Origin of the sequence: Gracilimonas mengyeensis, assembly GCF_900182705.1 — a bacterium.
Taxonomy (GTDB): domain Bacteria; phylum Bacteroidota; class Rhodothermia; order Balneolales; family Balneolaceae; genus Gracilimonas; species Gracilimonas mengyeensis.
Genome location: NZ_FXTP01000007.1, coordinates 163,603 through 182,411 on the forward strand (window position 1 = coordinate 163,603; position 18,809 = coordinate 182,411).

Below are 18,809 nucleotides of genomic sequence, written 5' to 3' on the forward strand. Positions count from 1 at the left end.
CTTGTTTGAGATAGAGGGTTTTTTATTGAAGAGGGTTTTTATTTGAACTCACGCTTTATTAGAAAATACTAGCGAGACCAGGGCGGTGTGATCTCATTCATGCGGGCGTACGCTATAGATTGGCCAGTATGTTCGCTCATATGCGTCTGAAGCTGGAATAGTACTTGCCAACCTGGTACTGTTCGTCCATAGAGCTCGGTCTCTGCCTGCAGTTCGCTTGCGGTCATGGCTCCTATGTGTTCCTTGATATGTTCTACCGATTGTTTCAGGTGTTCAATCACTACCTCTTTATCGGCGAGCTCTTCCATATCATCCAAATCTATATCTTCTGGCACCTCTATACCCAAAGAGGATTGCGGATATAGAAAATTATACCGTGCAATATGCATGTAAACTTGAGCAACGGGCATTGCTTCCCCATCAGGACTCCAGGTGTAGCTATCGGCCGGCATGGCTTCTGCCAGAGATACAAGACGATTTGTGGTGTAGGTAAACTGCCCAAGGAAGGCTTCTTTAAAATCGCCTGGCTCACTTTGTGCTGTAGCCAGGTTTCCTCCGCTAAGAGTGGCTGCCAGAATTAGTATCCCTGTAAAAATCTTTTTGATGTCGTTCATTATAGTTCGCTGTTTTTGGGTTGATGATTTGTCTTTTTAAATAACGAACAATTGAGAATAAAAACAGCAGGTGCTTTGTGCAGGATGGTATTCGTTGCTAATCACCAGCTTAGAAATAGCGGTTTATCATCATAATACCGCATCCGTATGCTATTTCAGACCCGGCATGTATCCGGTTTATTACTTTTAAAACCGGAGTATTTATGCTTTACAGATTATCTCTCCCAAGTGCCCTCATAATTCTAATGCTTTTTACAGGCTGTAGCTATATCGAGTATAATGGGCAGTGGCCACCCGCCGATTACACATCCAATAAAAACACTTATAGGGAACAGATTTTTATCTCACCAAATGCCCGCTATTTTACTACGGGAGAACGGATTACTGCCGTCTATACCAATCATACCTCTGATACCGTATATGTATTCAAACCTGATGGTAGTGGTGATGATCCTTTAAAAAGACGGACAAATGATGGCTGGAAAGCCGTAAAAACTAAACCCGAAAGCGTAGCATATATACAAGTGGCTAGTTATATCCCTATAAAGCCTGGGGGTACGCGAAAACTCATATTCCCTGAAGCACGACTAAGGGAAATGGGCAAAAAAGTTACCGGGACTTATCGGTTTTCTTTTACTATTACCTCAAAAAAACATGATGGCAAGAGTACTACTGTTCACTCCAGAGCATTCACCATTCGGGAAACTCTGGATTAACAGCTTATTCCGATTTCGCCTGGTGTTTCTCCATGATAGCCTTCACCTTATCCTTCAGCAACACATGAGTAAGCGGTTTGTGCACAAAGCCAAGTCCTTTGCGCATGATAGCATCAATCCGGTCTTCATCGTTTTCAGTGGAAACAACAATAGCGGGGATGTCCTTCCATTCTGGATGATCGTAGGTGTATTCCAACATTTCCATCCCGTCCATAATGGGCATATAGATATCCACAAGCATGAGGTCTATCTTCTCATTTTCAAGTACGTCCAGCCCTTCTCTTCCGTTTTCAGCTTCATAGATTTCACCGATTTCAATTCCATCATCCACCGAAAGCACGGTGCTTCTTAAGACAACCCGCATGGCAGCATCATCTTCCACTATCAAAACGTTAATCTTCATCTTTTTCCAATTTCCTTTTTAATATTTTTTGATGATCACTGGTTTTACAACAACAACGCCAACCCGATGGATATAATTGATATAACCAAAGCCGTTGCAGAGATTATGATAAAAGTTTCAACTTTCTTTTTCTCTGTTTTAAGATCTGCTAACACAGCGGCCACTAAGGGGAAGTTTACACTAAGTCCCTCGAATTTATCCGTTATAAAAAAAGTGGTAATCTCTCCCTTCTCATCCCTGTAGCTGTACTTTTTATTGAAGTGATAAAACATACGGCCAAAAATCATGTCTTCTGAAACACCACATTCCTTAGCTACTTCTTTCACATCAACAGGCACGCGGATACGGGCAATACGATCGGGCTCTTCTCGGGCGTATTTCTTAAACTCATCGTAATACCGATAATAAATGTCCTCAAGAATTTCGAGGTCCGTAGGTATTTTGTCCATTTTGTATCTCCGTTATTATAAATAGAAAACTTACTGCATCTGGCAATAAGTCCTTATGTCATTATCGGCTGAAAAGGCAAATACTTAAAAATTCCCTCCTTCCCTACCAAACATTCTTTCATTTATACAACAACCCTCAACTGCAATAAATAAAAAAAGCACCGCCCATTCAGAACGATGCTTTTACAATTATCAGGGATATATAGGGATAGATATATTCAGATAATTAATCAGTAATTTGAAAATTGATCGGCATCGTGTAATACACTTTTACCGTTTTACCCTGATGTTTACCAGGAGTAAATTTTACTTTTTTAATCCCTTTCACGGCTGCTTCACCGCAACCAGCGCCAATGTCTTTGAGAATCTCCGGACTTTCTACATCGCCATTTTCATTCACAATAAATTTTATGAATACACGGCCTTCAATACCTCTGTTTGATGCAGAAGTTGGATATTCAATGTGTTTATAAATTTCAGGGAGGCCTCCTTCCACCTCCGGCATTTGGTCAACTACCGTATAGATTTCAGAAGAATCGGCTATAGCATACCCAGCTTCACCGGTAGTCAGAGCATCAGGACTTGCAAAAGCTACTGTTGAGCTCAATAAAAAGGCTGCCAGCACGGCTACTGAAAGCAAAACTGTACGTTCTGATTTGTTGGGAGTAGAGAATAAATATTTCATGATAATGTATCTATTGTTGTGTTTTTTCCGAAATAACTGCTCTTTATTTGGCTTGTTATTAAGGTTATCGGCACAGCCTGAAATTTCTTAAACACTTTTTATTATTCTGCTTCAGACTGCTCCAATACCTCTTCCTGAGCCACAGCATTTGCAGGTGCTTTCACCTCATCAGCTACGTCAAAAACTACCTTGTGTACATCTACAATCATCTTCACAGAATCCTGCACTTTGGCGATACCAGCCAGGTAATCGGAATTAGCTTCAATACCGAAAGAAGGCACTTCTTCAATTTGGTTGGTGATGATGTCGGCTACTTCCGACACTTTATCTACTAAAACACCCATCAGGTATTTACCGTCTTGCACTACAATCACACAAGTCTCGTCTGTGTCTTCCACCGGCTGCAGACCGAAGCGAAGCCTCAGGTTCATTACCGGTACAATTTTTCCTCTCAGGTTTAATACACCTCGTATGTATGAAGGCATTTTTGGTACAGGCGTAATGGGCATCAAGCCAATAATTTCCTGTACTTTAAGTATCTCAATTGCATACTCCTCTTCTCCAAGAAAGAAGCTCAAAAACTTGCCTCCTTCAATACCGGCTTCGTTGAGCTCAGTCTCTTTTTCTTTTACAACTGTTTCTTCCATGATCTGAATGTTTTGATATATATTTTTGGAACAATCTCAGCAGTTACTTTTCATCCTGCTGAATACTTTAATTGTTTCACTGTGATTCTTATCGGTGTATTCCGAGTTTTCTTAAACGATATTTTAAAAATTGATTTGTATTACAGATTTAATATCAATCCAATATTAAACTGTGCATGCCCTGACTTATCGGCCGAACGCAACCACTGGTAGTCTGTTTTTATTTCAATTCGCTTAAAAGGCTGATATAGCAGCCCCAGCGTATATTCTTGTCGCTGATATTTGGGTTCGTCTTCAAAGCCCTCAGTTCTATATTGGGTGTCATATGCTTCCATACGACCGTACGCAATCAAATGCTTTCCTTGTTTTCCAACCTGGGCATTGTAGAGAAAGTCGTAGCTAAGCTCTGCTAAGACACCATACTGAGCTGAACCGATATGCTCATGAAGGGCATAATTAATCTTTTCCGTTTCCGCTATGGCACTATACACTCCAACTATTCTCGTCGTCACAGCTCCGGTTTTATAGGATGCAAAGCCTTCAAACATCGTATAGCTTGCTCCTTTGAGCTCGCTCCCATATTCCTGGTTGCTTTCCAAGCCTGAGTAAAGTACGGAAGTACCCAAAGTCAGATGATTATTCAGTTTATACTGTAGCTGTCCTGCTGCGGCAATATTATTTATTGAAGAAAATAGCCGGCTGTTTCTGGCATAGTATATTCCATATTTGCTGGATATTTCTGAAGCTTCAAGCCCTGTAGTAACACTGGCCTGATAACTTAATTTACCGCTCAAATCACCATACATTAATATCCCTAGTTCCCTCCAAGCGTAAGACAGGTACTTCTCTACGGGAGCCAGCTCCACACCGGCATACATCTTTGAATGCGAAGCCGTAACTGGAAGGGACACCAATCCCGCTTTAAAACCGACTTTTTGGGTTTTGTGATAATCCAGATAGGCCTGTTTGAAGAAAGCATCCCCTCCATCATACTGGCTATCAAACACATGCTCTACTTCCAAAGCCGTCTTTATCTTTAGATGTTTATTCACCTTGTAGCCAGCTTTAAAATGAAGTTCATGGAAATCCAGCTCTCCTTGTTCAATTAGACCATATTTCCCGTCTACTGCATCATTGTAATGCAGTTCTGTGAGAATATTATAACTGAATTTTGATGCAAACTTCTCAGTGTACGGATCTTTATGCAGTTCATTATGCTGAGCCTGTACGTGAAAACAAGGCTGGGAGAAAATTCCTACCAACAGAACTATTGGCAGGTATTTTGAAACGTTAGAGTTCATAACAATTAGCTTTTGTGATATTCTTGGGATGATTTTTTATTCATTTTTTGATGTATCTCAGAAGAGTTTCTAACAGCTTTAGCGGGCTCTCCTGAGAAAGAGAATTCTTCTTAAAAATCACCGAAGTCATCGTCATCAAATGGAATCAGTTCTTCTACCCGGCTTTTCTTAGGAGCTACCTTATCCATGGGATGTAAAAAACCATTGCCTTTTTTAACCGTATTTCCTGTGACAGGTCTTTTTGGTGTAATAAATTCAGAGAAATTCATTTGGCTGTCTGCAGATTCGAAGTATTTATTTGAAATCTGAATTTCTTCTGAAGTGGCATTTTTCCCGGATACCAGGCTTACCATCTCACTTACAATAGAATCCAACTCATTGGCCTGGGAGGATAACTCTTCGGCAGCACTGGCAGACTCTTCAGAAGCAGATGCATTGTCTTGTACCACATGATCCATTTCAGACATAATCGAATTCATCTGCTGAATACCAACGGACTGTTCTTTAGATGCCGCTGAAATTTCTTCTACCAGCGTATGTACATTGCCTATACTCTGTTCAATTTTCTTGAGGTTTTCGGATACTTCTCCCGCTACTCCGGTACCACGATCAGAGTTTTCTTGTGATTTTTGTATTAACTCTGAAGTACTTTTAGCTGCTTCTGCACTACGCTGTGCCAAGTTTCTAACTTCTTCAGCTACTACTGCAAATCCCTTACCGGCTTCCCCTGCCCGTGCAGCTTCTACTGCTGCATTCAATGCCAGCAAGTTGGTCTGAAAGGCAATATCATCGATAGTTTTAATAATCTTGGAGGTTTCCTGCGAAGAATTTCTAATTTCATCCATTGCATGATTCATACGCTCCATAGCCTCTACCCCTTTTTCTACCATCGGCCGAGCTTCCCGCATGGCTGATTCGGCTTCTGTTGAATTTTCGGCAGAAGCTTTGATCTGTGACGCCATTTCTTCCAGTGATGAAGTAGTTTCCTGGAGACTCGCCGCCTGTTCGCTTGAACTTTCAGCCAACGACTGGCTGGCTGTTGATAACTGATCTGAAGAAGCCGATACCTGCTCAGATCCGCTCTTAAGTCTTTCGATAATCCTTTTGAGGATACCACTTATCGACCTGCCAATAAAAAAGCCCAACACCATTGCTATAGTAACCGCGATGAGTGAAATAAAACCGATAATCCATGTATAATTGAATACGGTGTGCTCGGTATTGATGGCCATTTGCCTAGCTGATCCTTCAGCTGACTGACGCACCTGAACAGACTTTGCCAGTAAAACTTCGTATTCCTTTTTCGCAGCCTGACGGGATGAAGTGAGTATTTGTGTAAGCTCAGCAGTCTTGGTACTGTCCTGGTTCTCTTCCAGGTTTTGGGTGGCTTGTTCATAGTTAATGAGATACCCTTCATAAAGATCAATTTCATCTTTCAACCCAACCAATTGCTTTTCAAGTACGGGAAGGTCATAATTATCAGCAAGTACTACCAGGGTATCATGATATCGGTTGATATCGGAAATGCGGGATAAAGCTGATTCAATATACTTCTCATCCCCTGTATTCGTATATGTAAGATGTTCATATCCGGCATTACGAACTTCGGTCTCAAATGCTGAGGCAGAGCTCCACTCATTCAAATAGACTTTACTTAAGTCTTTTGAATAAGTATCAATTTTGTACAATGAAAAGATGGCAATGGCACCTAATAATAGTGTGATGCCAGAAGTAATTATCGTCAACGAAACAATACGTTGACCTATGGTTCTTTGGGCTCTGCCAGTTCTTTTCTGGTTATAGCCACCTGAATGAATGTTGGATGTCATGATATGGATGATTGGATTATAGTTGACAAAGGCAGATTATAAGTCCAGAGCTTCATTCTGAATGCGTATGATTTGTACTGTACGATTTGGATCCCATGGGAATCCCTCTTTGCTACAGAGAAATTCCATCGCATAATTAATCCTTGGGTATACTTTTTTGTCCTTCTTAAAAAAATCAAATGGAGTTGATCAAACCCTAACTTCACTTGATGAATCATTTGCACCAGTTGTATAGCTAAAACCTAAAATCTATCTAGCACTATTTTTATCGGACACGATTAAACTTTACTTAAACATTAAACAATTAGAGCTTGAAGCAATAAGCCAATCAGTGAATAGTGAGCTATGAGTTTCGTATTGTTTTGCCTTATATACACTTACAGCGCCTGCAAAAAACGATGTATGTGTACTTTACGGCAAAAAACCGCATCATCTTATCAAGCTGATAAATTTTCTGTATCCCTTTTTCTCTATTTCTGAGCTAAGGTGAGATTAATACAGTTCTAATAGAATAGAGAAACAGAATATGAAACCGGATCAAATATCCATAAAAAAACCGGACAGAATCTGTTACTAAGATCCTGTCCGGTTTTGGTGGATGACCTGAAATTTATTTATGTGTTTACAGCTTCTTTCTAAAAGTCACTGAAGTCATCGTCATCATCAAAGGGAATCAATTCAACAGCTGATTGTTTGTGATCTTTAGCTGGTTTCCCATTCTTGATTTCCTTTTTGGGTTTAGCGGGTGCAGACCAATTATCCTCCCCGGATTCTGCCGCGAAGTTATATTTTGGACTGCTACTGATATTTTCCCTTTGAAACGTCACTGACTCGTGGATTGCATCATGATTAACATTAGCTCCAACCAGTTCCTGCAATTCGTCAACAATGGTTTTTAGCTCATGTGCTTGTGAAGACAGTTCCTCAGCCGCACTCGCAGATTCTTCTGAAGAGGATGCATTATTTTGGACCACCCCGTCCATTTCAGCCATCGCGGAGTTCATCTGTTCAATGCCCACCGATTGTTCTTTTGAGGCCGCTGAAATTTCAGCAACAAGGGTAGCTACCTGACTAATGCTTTCCTCGATTTTTTCCAGGTTCTCCGATACTTCCAAGGCCACGCCGGTCCCCCGGTCGGTACTTTCCTGGGACCGCTGAATCAATTCAGAAGTATCCTTGGCTGCTTCGGCACTGCGCTGGGCCAGGTTTCGCACCTCTTCAGCAACTACGGCAAAGCCCTTACCGGCTTCACCTGCCCGGGCCGCTTCCACGGCTGCGTTTAATGCCAATAGATTGGTCTGGAAGGCAATATCATCAATAGTTTTAATGATTTTGGATGTCTCCTGCGAGGCACCTTTAATTTCACTCATTGCCTTAGACATCCGCTTCATCGCCTCCACCCCATTGGCCACATAAGGCTGCGCTTCGCTCATGGCCGTTTCAGCTTCCCGGGCATTGCCTGCATTTTGTTTTATCTGGGATGACATCTCTTCCAGCGAAGAGGTAGTCTCCTGCAAATTCGCAGCCTGCTCGCTGGTACTTTCAGCCAGCTCCTGGCTAGAACCCGAAAGCTGGGAGGAAGATGCATTCACCTGATCTGAACCACTGTTTAAACGGGTGATGATATGCATTAAGATTTTATTAATGGCGTTGCTAAAGTACCATGCTACAAATGATCCACCCGCAATAATCAACAAAAGTATAAGTCCGGTGTTTCTAATAATTGTATTACGCGCCTCCGCGATAAGGCCGTTTACTTCATTCATTGGAATTCCAACAAACAGAATACCTATCACCTCGTCCCGGCTATTAATTACCGGATCGTATGCGGTGATATAGGAAATGCCTAAAATATCAGCCCGGCCAATATATAATTCGCGGTCCATAATGGGTTTATAAGCAGCACTTTGTGTGCCCAGCTTGGTACCCACTACCCTTTTCCCGGCATCGTCCCTGATACTGGTTACTACGCGGGTAAAGTCATTGCCTTCCCTTTTAAAAATAGTTGCTACAGCTTCGTGTTCACTTGCAAATTTGTCCACTGCCCGCTCATCGGTTCCGATGATATTGCCATCGGCATCGACCAAATTACCGTCAACCAGTTGCAGATCACCAAAATTATGTGCAGCATAGGTGTTCATTGAGCTGATGTCCCCATCGAGCTTCATTTGAAGGGTGTGGGTGGTCAGGTTTCTTAAACCCTGATTGGCCGTAAAAATAGTTGTGATCACCAGCAACAAACCCGTAATAGTGATTAGTGTAGTGGTGAGCGCTATAATACGTTTCTTGATCGTCCACTTTTTAGCAGACGGTATGGTGTTTTCCAGCATAGTCTTACTCCTTAAATAATATTTTGATGTTGCCCTGTCTTAAGACAACATCATACCTAATCATTAATTCAGTGGCTTCTACACTTTTAATACCTGAATCTAATGATTGTATTAAGGTATCAGCCCCTGCATTACGGTCCATATACCTTCAGGCCGTAATATCCTTCATCATTATTATCGGAGATCTCTATTAACACTTAAATGTATGAGTAGCCGTCAATTAGAGTTGGAAAGCTTATACTATTTAATAACAATAATTAAAGAATAAGAAAATTTTAGTAACCCCTTCATATCCATTCAATCAAATTGAAAAAAGGCGGTAGTTTTTCAATACTACCGCCCATTGGTTTCACTGCATGGCAAATGCAATCTTAGGATTAAAATTCGGCTAAATCCTCCTCAAAAGGAATCAAGTCTATCGCTTCATGGCTCACCTTCGACTTTTTACTAAGATCGTTTTCCTGATTTTGTTCTTTATTAGGATTTTTTGAAGGCTTTAATACCTTAACCGTTTTTTTGATACCTGATACAGCCCGTGATTTACGGGTAAATTTATTCGGAGATTTGGGTTTTTCATTGGCCGTACCAACCAGTTCCATCAACTCTGTTACCACAGATTTTAATTCATGAGACTGAGATGACAACTCCTCTGCAGCACTTGCGGATTCCTCGGATGTGGAGGCATTTTCCTGGACTGTATCATCCATTTCCCCCATTGCGGTATTCATCTGCTCAATGCCGATTGACTGCTCTTTAGAAGCCGCTGAAATCTCTGCAACCAAAGAAGCCACGCTATCAATACTTTCTTCTATCTGGTGAAGGTTATGGGATACTTCAGAAGCGACTCCCGTTCCTTTATCCGAACTTTCCTGGGAACGCTGAATTAATTCAGAAGTATTCTCAGCGGCTTCTGCACTTCGCTGTGCAAGGTTTCGTACTTCTTCGGCCACAACGGCAAAGCCTTTTCCAGCTTCACCGGCGCGTGCAGCCTCAACCGCCGCATTTAAGGCCAGCAAGTTGGTTTGGAAAGCAATATCATCAATCGTTTTAATGATTTTTGAAGTTTCTTGGGAAGCTCCTTTAATCTCTTCCATGGTCTGGGTCATCCGTTTCATAGCCTGAACCCCATTGGCAACCATTGGTTGTGCTTCGTTCATGGCCGTCTCAGCTTCGCCGGCATTACCGGCATTTTGCTTAATCTGCGAGGACATCTCTTCCAGAGAAGATGTGGTTTCCTGGAGGCTGGCCGCCTGTTCGCTGGAGCGTTCGGCCAATTCCTGGCTGGCTCCTGAAAGCTGCACTGAAGCAGAGTTAACTTGTTCAGAACCGGTATTCAGGCGATCAATAATAGATCGGAGTGATTTATTTACAGAACGAGTGATGAAGTAGCCTAACAGAATAGAAATCCCCACCCCAATTATTAAAGCTATAATGCTTAGCCGCCTCAGTATTGCATTTTCAGTATCTGCTTTTTCAATTTCTTGATCCGCACTTTCACTGTTCATCGCAACCAATTCGTCAATGTCAGAGATATTCTGTTTTTTTGATTCCAGGTTCTCGTCTAAAAATTGGGTTCTTAATTTTTCAAGTATACCCGCAGATGTTTCATCGTCGTTTTCATTGGCATAGTCATTAGCAATACTCATGAATGTTTCATGGTCAGTTTTCCATTTCTCAAACGAGACAAGGAATTCGGTCCATTTCTCTTTTTCACTCCCGGTTTGAGGCAAAGATTCATAAACCGCCCATTCTTCCTCCAGGATATCCCAGTTTAAAGCAATATTTCCTTCTACATCTTCTCTTTCACTGAAGTTAAGTAAGGGGTTTTGCAATGCTTCTTCTCCGGCATTTATTTCCGTTAGAGCCTGGCTCATTTTTAATAATGATTCAACTCCCTGCAAACTCACAACACCTATGTCGTAAATAGTTTCATCACTGCTTTTTGCACCATAGTAGCCTATAGCACCAAGTATTAATACAATAATTGCCAACCCGGAAAATGATGCGGTAAGTTTCTTTCCAATAGTCCACGCTTTGTTTTTTGAATCTTGAGCGTTCATGATTATATCCTTAATAGAGTTTGTTTTGTTTATTAAATCGTTGGATACGAATCGCTAAAGTCTGCCCTCTTTAGGTTGATGTTCAATCTGCCTTTAAAGCACTATTACCAATAGGTATAGCGATCTTACTCAAAGTCAGATCTCTCTGATTATTCCGGCAATTTTTCGTTAAGCGGTTATTGAGTTTTAATGCCATGCCTCTCGAATTCTTGCCGGGCAATAAGGCTTTGCTAAGGCTTTTGCGCCTCTGTTAATAGCAAAGTTTGGGTGCACCTTGTAAATGCACTTCCATTATTAGAGGGTTTGGGAATAGAAATAGCAGATATTTTTAATTAATACCATACCTCATCTTCACTGATTGAATCCTTCTTGATGTTCATTTTAAGGATAGAGCTACTCTTTCTATCTTATTCAGCTAATGATTCCCTGATCATTTTATGATCGATCACATCTCCAACAGTATGTAAGTAAGTGTTATTCTGAATTCCAGTATGGACGTTCAGTATCTACCCGACTTTACGGGTTTAGTTAGCTTTGTAAATCGACTGGCTTAAAACGAATGCTCTCTTGAAAAACCGAAACTTGAACGGTTGTAGCAGTTTTTAATAAGTCAGTTTTTTCTTCTGTTACTACTTATCGGATTGGTAGAAATAACCTTAAAAACTTTTTCACTCCCCAAATATCATGTGCGACATATGTTTAAAAGACACTTTTAGCAATTTTAAAGAGTCATTTTTTTGCATTTTCACATTATAGAGGAGATCAAATCAAAGCATAGAAAATCAAGAAAAGAGGAATATTTAAGATTCGCTGAGCGCGCCCGGGTTTTACACCGTTCGGGAATAAAAAAAGCCGGATAACTTTCCAAGTTTGGTTCAGTTACCCAGCTTTCAAGTGGAACTCTCTTTGTTCTTGACCAGCCAACTTGCACTAAAATTGTTATAAAGCCTGAATGACGATTCAACTTTCTGGATAGTTTTCCCAACCAAGTCTTTTTTTTAAAATGGGGCGGTAGGCTTTGTCAATACTACCGCCCAGTTTTTCACTGTATGATGATATCAGGTTTAAAAATCAACCAAATCATCTTCGAAAGGAATCAAGTCCATTGCCTTAGTGGTAACTACTTGTTTCTTAGTTTGATTATTTTTTTGAATGTTTCCATTCTTAGCGCCATTGGCTGAATGCTTAACTTTAGTTACTGCTTTTTTAATACCTGAAACAGCCCGTGATTTGGGCGCATAATTGGTATATGACTCAGTATGTACATTAGCACTATTACCGTTAGCTGTTCCAACCAACTCCATCAGTTCATTCACTACGGTTTTTAGTTCCTGGGCCTGGGATGAAAGTTCTTCTGCAGCACTGGCTGATTCTTCAGAAGTAGAAGCATTATCCTGCACCACGTCATCCATTTCTGTCATGGCTGCGTTCATCTGCTGAATACCAACCGCCTGCTCTTTGGAGGCCGCAGATATTTCTGCTACCAGAGCCGCTACATTGTTAATGCTTTCTTCTATCTGATGCAGGTTGTCCGATACTTCCGTAGCTACACCGGTACCCCGCTCAGAGCTTTCCTGGGAACGCTGGATCAAATCAGACGTATCTTTTGCAGCTTCGGCACTTCGCTGGGCCAGGTTTCGTACTTCCTCTGCAACCACCGCAAAGCCTTTACCGGCTTCCCCGGCACGAGCCGCTTCTACCGCTGCATTCAGGGCTAACAGGTTGGTTTGAAAAGCAATATCGTCAATGGTTTTGATAATTTTCGAAGTCTCTTGCGAGGCTCCTTTAATCTCTTCCATAGTTTTGGTCATACGCTTCATGGCCTGAACTCCGTTTGCAACCATGGGCTGCGCTTCGGTCATAGCCGTTTCAGCCTCTCCGGCATTACCGGCATTCTGCTTAATCTGGGAAGACATTTCTTCCAGCGAAGAAGTGGTTTCCTGAAGGCTTGCTGCCTGTTCACTGGAACGTTCAGCCAATTCCTGGCTGGCACCGGATAATTGGGTTGAAGCCGAATTCACCTGTTCAGAACCACTATTCAATCGTTCGATAATAGAGCGGAGAGATTTGTTGATAGAACGGGTCATGTAATAGCCTAACAGCACAGAACCGGCAAGGCCTAAAATCAACCCAAGAATGCTAAGTGTTTTTAACACGGTACTTTGGGTGCTGGCTGAACTTATCGTGCCGGTGGCCTGATTTTGATTAATGTTTACCAAACCGGTCAATTCATTATTAACCTGATTAAAAGTTGGTATGATATCGGCCACGAAAAAACTGGTCAGGTTCTTGTAATCAGTACCGGTGCTATCCCTGCTAATTATGGCTTGATCAAATTTTCCAGAAAGAACTAAGAATTGCTCATGCGTATTCTGCCATTTCTTAATACTTGGTTTAAGTTTTTCCCAGGCAATATCTTCTTCCTTACTATGGGGCAGATCAATGTATTCACTTTCAGCCTGCTGAAATCTTTCAAAACTACTGTTTATGATATCATAGATTTCCTTTCGGCGGTCTAAAGTCAGAGTTTGGTTCTGTAATGCTTCCTGAAAAGCATACACCGTAACCAACTCAATGTTCATATCCTGAAGCGTTTGTACGCTGGGTAATATAGCAGTACCGATTTCCTGTATGGTTTCTTCACTTTTATAAGCGCCGTAGTATCCAATACCTCCTAAAACAAATACAACCGTTGCCAATGCAGTAAATGAAACCGTGAGTTTTTTACCAATGGTCCACGCTTTTTTATTAGTGTGTAGAGCGTTCATAATTTTAACCTTAATAGAATTATTGTTGAGTGAATTGGATAGAGTCAGGTAATCTCTGTTGATACCCTGCTTAGTTAGTCTGCATCTCTTAATGAGAAGCTCCCGGTTTTGTTAACAATTACCGGATTGATGCATTCTTTTAAGAAGTGAGCACAAGGAATTTTCTGTAAATATTCCTTGAATACCAATGGTTCAGAATTCGACTTAAGAGGTATCATCCATAGCTATAAAGACAGAATCTCTTATAGCTGAGCGTTGAAAAAGCCCTACTCATACTCTCCTTTTCAACGACTCTACCGCCCTAATCAAACTGGCCGTCTCGTTTCCAACTGTATGTTTATATGTTTATGCTGAAATCCTCTTTTGGAAATTCAGTATCTACCTGAAATAACAGGTTCATTTTGTCTCAAATAAGCTGGCTTAATAGGAATGCCCTCTTGAAAAACCAATTGTTTTAGGTTGTAGCAATTTTAATAAGTCAGTTATCTCATCTCTGATTATTTATCGGACTAATAGAAAAAACCTTAAAAACAATTTTATGCCTAAACATCATGTGCGACTGAAACTTAAAAGACTCTATTTACGGCTAAAATTGAATCCTTTTACTTCATTTAAAATCCTTATTACATCGTATTTTTTTAGGAATCCCAAAAAAACCAAAGATATCTATTGTTACTTGTGCGAGCCTGGATTTCAAACCTCCCGGGAATAAACCATCCTGCACTGAAAGTACAGGGGTTTGGTTGGAGACTGAAAGTCCCAGCCTCCCCACCATCCCGGTCATCCAGATCCTACCGGCGAAGGACCTTGCATTTTGCAAAGCTCCACACCTCCTATTCCTTGAAAACCATCCCCAGTGAATCACACTCTATCACCAATGGTACGTCGGTAAGCATGTTCTGGCTCAGGTTCTTCGGCAGTAGCCTCTGAATGACTGCATGATTTTAGCCATTAGACTTTTTCGGAATACTAAAGTGCCGAATTTGAAACCTCTCAGGAATAAAAAAAGCCGGAATAACCTGCACTTAAATAGCTCAGTTATCCGGCTCACAAATGGGGACTTTCCAAATTCTTGATCAGCCCTCTCCTCTAAAACAACGAACTTTAAAAATCACAACAGCACTTCAGTTTATTAAACATAAAACTGAAGAACCTCTTATCATCTCTTTAATAAAACCTCATGCCTTTAGTCTAATACTCCTAAAACAGACAGAATCTTTTCGCGGAGTTTTTCCGGGGTAAAAGGTTTATGCACGAATCCAGCATTATGTTCATTTATCCACTCAATACGTTGTTTATTACTTTCTGTGGATACAATAAGAACGGGTAAATCACGGGTATCCGGTGTATTACGGATGATGTCCAGCATTTCCATACCGTCCATAATAGGCATGTTCACGTCTATAAAGAGTAAATCAAGCCAGTTTTGGTCCAATATGTCCAGCCCTTCCTGTCCGTTGCTGGCTTCATATATATCGCCTACATCCACATTACTGCGGTGTATGGTCTTCTTTATCATACTGCGCATTACGGCGCTGTCGTCTACTACGAGTATATTTATAGGCATCTTAAGCTCCTGCCAGGGATTTTCTAATTACGCTGTTGGCTGTTTGGTTTGTTGTTTCATATGGCTTACAATAGAACCGGCAATATTTTGCAAAGGAAGTACCTGTTCTACCGCGCCAATGTTGTAGGCCTCTTTAGGCATTCCGTACACCACCGATGTGGCTTCATCCTGCCCGATAGTAAAAGCGCCTTTGTTTTTCATAGCAAGCAAACCTTTGGCACCGTCTGCTCCCATTCCCGTCAAAATAACACCCATGGCATTCACACCGGCAGCGTCGGCTACCGAGTTGAACATTACATCCACGCTTGGGCGTTGATGATGCACCTGGGGCCCTTGCTTGATACGGGTATAGTACTTGGCTCCACTTTTTTCCACCAGCATGTGGAAGTTACCGGGAGCAATAAGCACTTTACCTGGTTCAATAAGGTCACCATCTTCGGCTTCTTTAACCGTGAGAGCACAAATTTGATTTAAGCGATCGGCAAAACTCTTTGTAAAAACCGGAGGCATGTGTTGTACGATAACAATTCCGGGTAAATTAGCCGGCAAATGGGTCAGCACGGTTTCCAGTGCTCGTGTACCTCCTGTTGATGAGCCAATGGCGATCAACTTGTTGGTGGTATGTACCAGGTTATAATTGCCCGTTACACCATCTGTTGGTTTAGCTACTCGGGTTCTTCCATTTGAATGAACAGCCGATTGTCGGTCAAGTCGCGCGACGGAAGCCGTACGCACTGCGCGGATGATATCCTGAGAAATATTTTGAGTAGAATAAGCCGATCCTGGTTTACAGATTACATCTACCGCTCCCAGGCGTAATGCGTTCAGTGCATTCTGGCTGTTTTTAGGGGTCAGTGAACTCACCACCACTACCGGCATAGGAAAGTGCTTCATCAGCTTTGACAGGAACGACAGCCCGTCCATACGGGGCATCTCCAAATCAAGGGTAAGCACATCCGGTTTTAGTTCAATAATTTTTTCCCGGGCTATGTACGGGTTCATTGCCGTACCAACCACTTCAATATCTTTTTGTTTATTCAGATCTTCGGTTAAAAGTTTCCGAACCAAAGCTGAATCATCTACTACCAGAACTTTGATCATAGGTCTTCCGCGTTATAATAAATAGAAATTTCTGCGATGCCCTCATCCAGCAGCACTTCCACATCTTCTCTGGTCATGCCTTTAAATAATTCGTCGGTATCTTCACCCTGAGCGGCAATTCGTGGTGGCCTGATGTAGCAAATCTGTTCATCATGAGCAAATAAAGGCACGGTGTTGCCACAAATGATATTGGCTATTTCACACAGTGCACCTTCCTTTTCCTCATCATTGGCTTCTTCCACCCCAAGCATATTGGCTGCCAGGGCTTCCAACAAATCTTCAGAGGGTGATATAACCATCGCTCCTTCGGCTGCACCGTCAAAACGTACTATCGAACGAACGTTGCCATCGGGGCGCTCCAGTTCACCTGCATCTTCCAGTTCCCATTCTTCCATAGGAAACATGTAGCATGTGAGTTCAAAAATATTGTATGCAATCTCCTGTATCTGGTCTTGATAGCCCGCAGAAGGTGATTGAGTTTTATTTGTTAATTCTGTTTCCATGTCAATAGCCTTAATTTATTTTGGTGCAGCGCCTGGCCTTATTATCGATTGCTTCTCTAAAATCTTAAGCATTTTATCCCGAAGTGCTTCTACACAAAAGGGTTTATGCACGAAACCTTCGGTTATGTCTGTTATAATTTCCACCCGGGTTTCGTTGCTTTCAGCAGATACGGTTAGTACGGGTACATATCGCAGGTTATCATCCACACGCATTTCAGCAATCATCTCTGCTCCGTTTTTAACCGGCATATTCAGATCTACAATTGCGAGGTCGAAATCCATATTTCTTACCCATTCCAATCCTTCTTTACCATCTCCGGCTTCAATAACTTCTACCGAATCAAATCCGCAAAGCTCTACGGTGCGTTTAATAATCTTTCGCATCACCGGGCAATCATCTACTATTAATACTCTTACATCCATCATTCTCTCCGCGGTTAAACGCTTTTGATATATTGGTTAGTCACCGAAGAAGCTCTCTTTGGTGCATTGATAGGTTGTTTATTTATTGTGACTACACCATCTGCCACAGAGAGTGTCATGGTCCGTGAGATATTTCCTCCCACATCCTGATGGGCAATCATGAATCCGTTTTTCCAGAGGAGCTTACGAAGAGTGGTAAAATTTCTCTTCCCAATCTTAAAATAATCGTCGCCATCCCCTCTTTTCATGCTGGCTCCACCCGCAACAATGATCTCAATATTATCTTTGCGGGCACCAAGGTCATATACCTTGTGCAATAGCCATTGCAAACCGGTATCCACATACATGGCGGGCTTTTGCTTTGCTTTTTCCGGATCAGCCTTAGATAGTGGAAGCATTACATGCACCATTCCACCCACTCCGGCTACCGGATCAAATGCCGTAATCCCAAGGCAGCTACCCAAAGCATGGGTTATTATTATCTCCCCGGGATTATTCGAAACCTTTAAATCGCTTACTCCTACTACTTTTCTCATTTAGCCGCGTTTATCATCGTTTTTGGTAAACCGCAGGGGCCAAATTCACAAAGCTCCTGTTTTCTTTCGGGATACTCTCTGAGTGTCCTAAAAATAAATAGCCGCCCGGTTCCAACAGTTGATGAAACTTAGCTACCAATTCCTGTTGTGTCTGCCTGTTAAAATAGATCATCACATTCCGGCACATAATCACATTAAACGGACCTTTTAGCGGCCACCTGTCCATCAGGTTTAAGCGCCCGTAGGTAATCATCTTGCGTATTTCATTCGATACATGGAAATGTCCATTATCGTGAGAAAAGTACTTACGAAGAATATCCTGGGGTACGCCAGCCATTTTTGAAGCGGGATACACACCCTGTTTGGCAACTTCCAGCACGTCTCTGGAAAGATCCGTAGCCAGGATTTTTACCGAACCCCAGCCTGTATGTTGTTTGGCTTCCAGCAAGGTAATGGCCGTCGTTATGGGCTCTTCTCCCGTAGAACACCCGGCATTCCACCATTTCACAGAACGTCCCCTCAGTTCAGGTAACACGCGGGATTCAATAAAATCGAAGTGTTTGGCTTCTCTGAAAAAATTCGTCTTGTTGGTAGTGATTACATCTACCAAAGCAAGAAATTCTTCCCCGGAAGAATCTGAATCTACATAATTCAGATATTCCTTAAAGCTTGAAAGTCCCAGTTTTCGTACGCGTTTCATCAGTCGGCTCTGTACCAGAGCCTCCTTGCCTTCTTGTATAAAAATACCGCTGTATCCATGAATGATTTTCCGAACTTTCTGGAATTCATCATTTGTCAGCTTTAGCCCACCCACGGGCCTGGATACTTGTTCAACCGAGGACCTCATATTCTTACTCCTTTTTCCTTTGAATTATAG

General features: G+C 41.8%; 16 protein-coding genes and 2 pseudogenes. 1 reads left to right on the forward strand and 17 read right to left on the reverse strand.

What is annotated here, in order from left to right; translation table 11 throughout:
• Nucleotides 1–68: 68 nt before the first annotated feature.
• Nucleotides 69–614, reverse strand: coding sequence for a DinB family protein (locus FN815_RS09520; RefSeq protein ID WP_142454393.1), 546 nt, complete (start codon nucleotides 612–614; stop codon nucleotides 69–71).
• Nucleotides 615–817: 203 nt separating this feature from the next.
• Here FN815_RS09520 and FN815_RS09525 point away from each other — a divergent pair, with 203 nt between their 5' ends.
• A complete protein-coding gene (locus tag FN815_RS09525; RefSeq protein ID WP_142454394.1) occupies nucleotides 818–1,330 on the forward strand; it encodes a hypothetical protein in 513 nt (170 codons plus the stop codon).
• Nucleotides 1,331–1,334: 4 nt separating this feature from the next.
• Here FN815_RS09525 and FN815_RS09530 read toward each other — a convergent pair whose 3' ends face one another.
• From FN815_RS09530 to FN815_RS09600, 16 genes and pseudogenes are all read right to left on the reverse strand, one after another.
• Nucleotides 1,335–1,733: a response regulator gene (locus FN815_RS09530; protein ID WP_142454395.1), complete on the reverse strand. Its 399-nt coding sequence runs from the start codon at nucleotides 1,731–1,733 to the stop codon at nucleotides 1,335–1,337.
• 44 nt (nucleotides 1,734–1,777) lie between these two features.
• Nucleotides 1,778–2,182: a hypothetical protein gene (locus FN815_RS09535; RefSeq protein WP_142454396.1), complete on the reverse strand. Its 405-nt coding sequence runs from the start codon at nucleotides 2,180–2,182 to the stop codon at nucleotides 1,778–1,780.
• A 226-nt stretch (nucleotides 2,183–2,408) separates the two neighbouring features.
• On the reverse strand, nucleotides 2,409–2,867 hold the full coding sequence (locus FN815_RS09540; protein WP_142454397.1) for an energy transducer TonB: 459 nt from the start codon (nucleotides 2,865–2,867) through the stop codon (nucleotides 2,409–2,411).
• Between the two features lie 101 nt (nucleotides 2,868–2,968).
• Nucleotides 2,969–3,514, reverse strand: coding sequence for a chemotaxis protein CheW (locus FN815_RS09545; RefSeq protein WP_142454398.1), 546 nt, complete (start codon nucleotides 3,512–3,514; stop codon nucleotides 2,969–2,971).
• Between the two features lie 140 nt (nucleotides 3,515–3,654).
• On the reverse strand, nucleotides 3,655–4,815 hold the full coding sequence (locus tag FN815_RS09550) for a hypothetical protein (protein WP_142454399.1): 1,161 nt from the start codon (nucleotides 4,813–4,815) through the stop codon (nucleotides 3,655–3,657).
• A gap of 110 nt (nucleotides 4,816–4,925) precedes the next feature.
• Nucleotides 4,926–6,644: a methyl-accepting chemotaxis protein gene (locus FN815_RS09555; RefSeq protein WP_142454400.1), complete on the reverse strand. Its 1,719-nt coding sequence runs from the start codon at nucleotides 6,642–6,644 to the stop codon at nucleotides 4,926–4,928.
• 635 nt (nucleotides 6,645–7,279) lie between these two features.
• Nucleotides 7,280–8,974, reverse strand: a complete 1,695-nt coding sequence (locus FN815_RS09560; RefSeq protein WP_142454401.1) for a methyl-accepting chemotaxis protein — start codon at nucleotides 8,972–8,974, stop codon at nucleotides 7,280–7,282.
• A 377-nt stretch (nucleotides 8,975–9,351) separates the two neighbouring features.
• The gene (locus FN815_RS09565) at nucleotides 9,352–11,034 is read right to left on the reverse strand and encodes a HAMP domain-containing methyl-accepting chemotaxis protein (RefSeq protein ID WP_142454402.1); all 1,683 of its coding nucleotides are present in this window, start codon (nucleotides 11,032–11,034) and stop codon (nucleotides 9,352–9,354) included.
• 1,064 nt (nucleotides 11,035–12,098) lie between these two features.
• Nucleotides 12,099–12,833 (reverse strand): annotated as a pseudogene (locus FN815_RS19325) (methyl-accepting chemotaxis protein); the annotation flags it as partial.
• A gap of 399 nt (nucleotides 12,834–13,232) precedes the next feature.
• A pseudogene (locus FN815_RS19330) lies at nucleotides 13,233–13,802 on the reverse strand (MCP four helix bundle domain-containing protein); the annotation flags it as partial.
• A 1,186-nt stretch (nucleotides 13,803–14,988) separates the two neighbouring features.
• Nucleotides 14,989–15,369 (reverse strand): response regulator, encoded by a 381-nt coding sequence (locus FN815_RS09575; protein WP_142454404.1) that lies wholly within the window; start codon nucleotides 15,367–15,369, stop codon nucleotides 14,989–14,991.
• Nucleotides 15,370–15,396: 27 nt separating this feature from the next.
• Nucleotides 15,397–16,470 (reverse strand): protein-glutamate methylesterase/protein-glutamine glutaminase, encoded by a 1,074-nt coding sequence (locus tag FN815_RS09580; protein ID WP_142454405.1) that lies wholly within the window; start codon nucleotides 16,468–16,470, stop codon nucleotides 15,397–15,399.
• The gene (locus tag FN815_RS09585; RefSeq protein ID WP_142454406.1) at nucleotides 16,467–16,973 is read right to left on the reverse strand and encodes a chemotaxis protein CheX; all 507 of its coding nucleotides are present in this window, start codon (nucleotides 16,971–16,973) and stop codon (nucleotides 16,467–16,469) included. The genes FN815_RS09580 and FN815_RS09585 overlap by 4 nt, the downstream gene beginning before the upstream one ends.
• Before the next feature lie 15 nt (nucleotides 16,974–16,988).
• Nucleotides 16,989–17,399 carry a response regulator gene (locus FN815_RS09590; RefSeq protein WP_142454407.1) on the reverse strand — a complete coding sequence of 137 codons (411 nt, stop codon included), beginning with the start codon at nucleotides 17,397–17,399 and terminating at the stop codon, nucleotides 16,989–16,991.
• Nucleotides 17,400–17,410: 11 nt separating this feature from the next.
• A complete protein-coding gene (locus FN815_RS09595) occupies nucleotides 17,411–17,932 on the reverse strand; it encodes a chemotaxis protein CheD (protein ID WP_142454408.1) in 522 nt (173 codons plus the stop codon).
• A 13-nt stretch (nucleotides 17,933–17,945) separates the two neighbouring features.
• Nucleotides 17,946–18,779 (reverse strand): CheR family methyltransferase, encoded by an 834-nt coding sequence (locus FN815_RS09600; protein ID WP_142454409.1) that lies wholly within the window; start codon nucleotides 18,777–18,779, stop codon nucleotides 17,946–17,948.
• Nucleotides 18,780–18,809 lie beyond the last annotated feature (30 nt).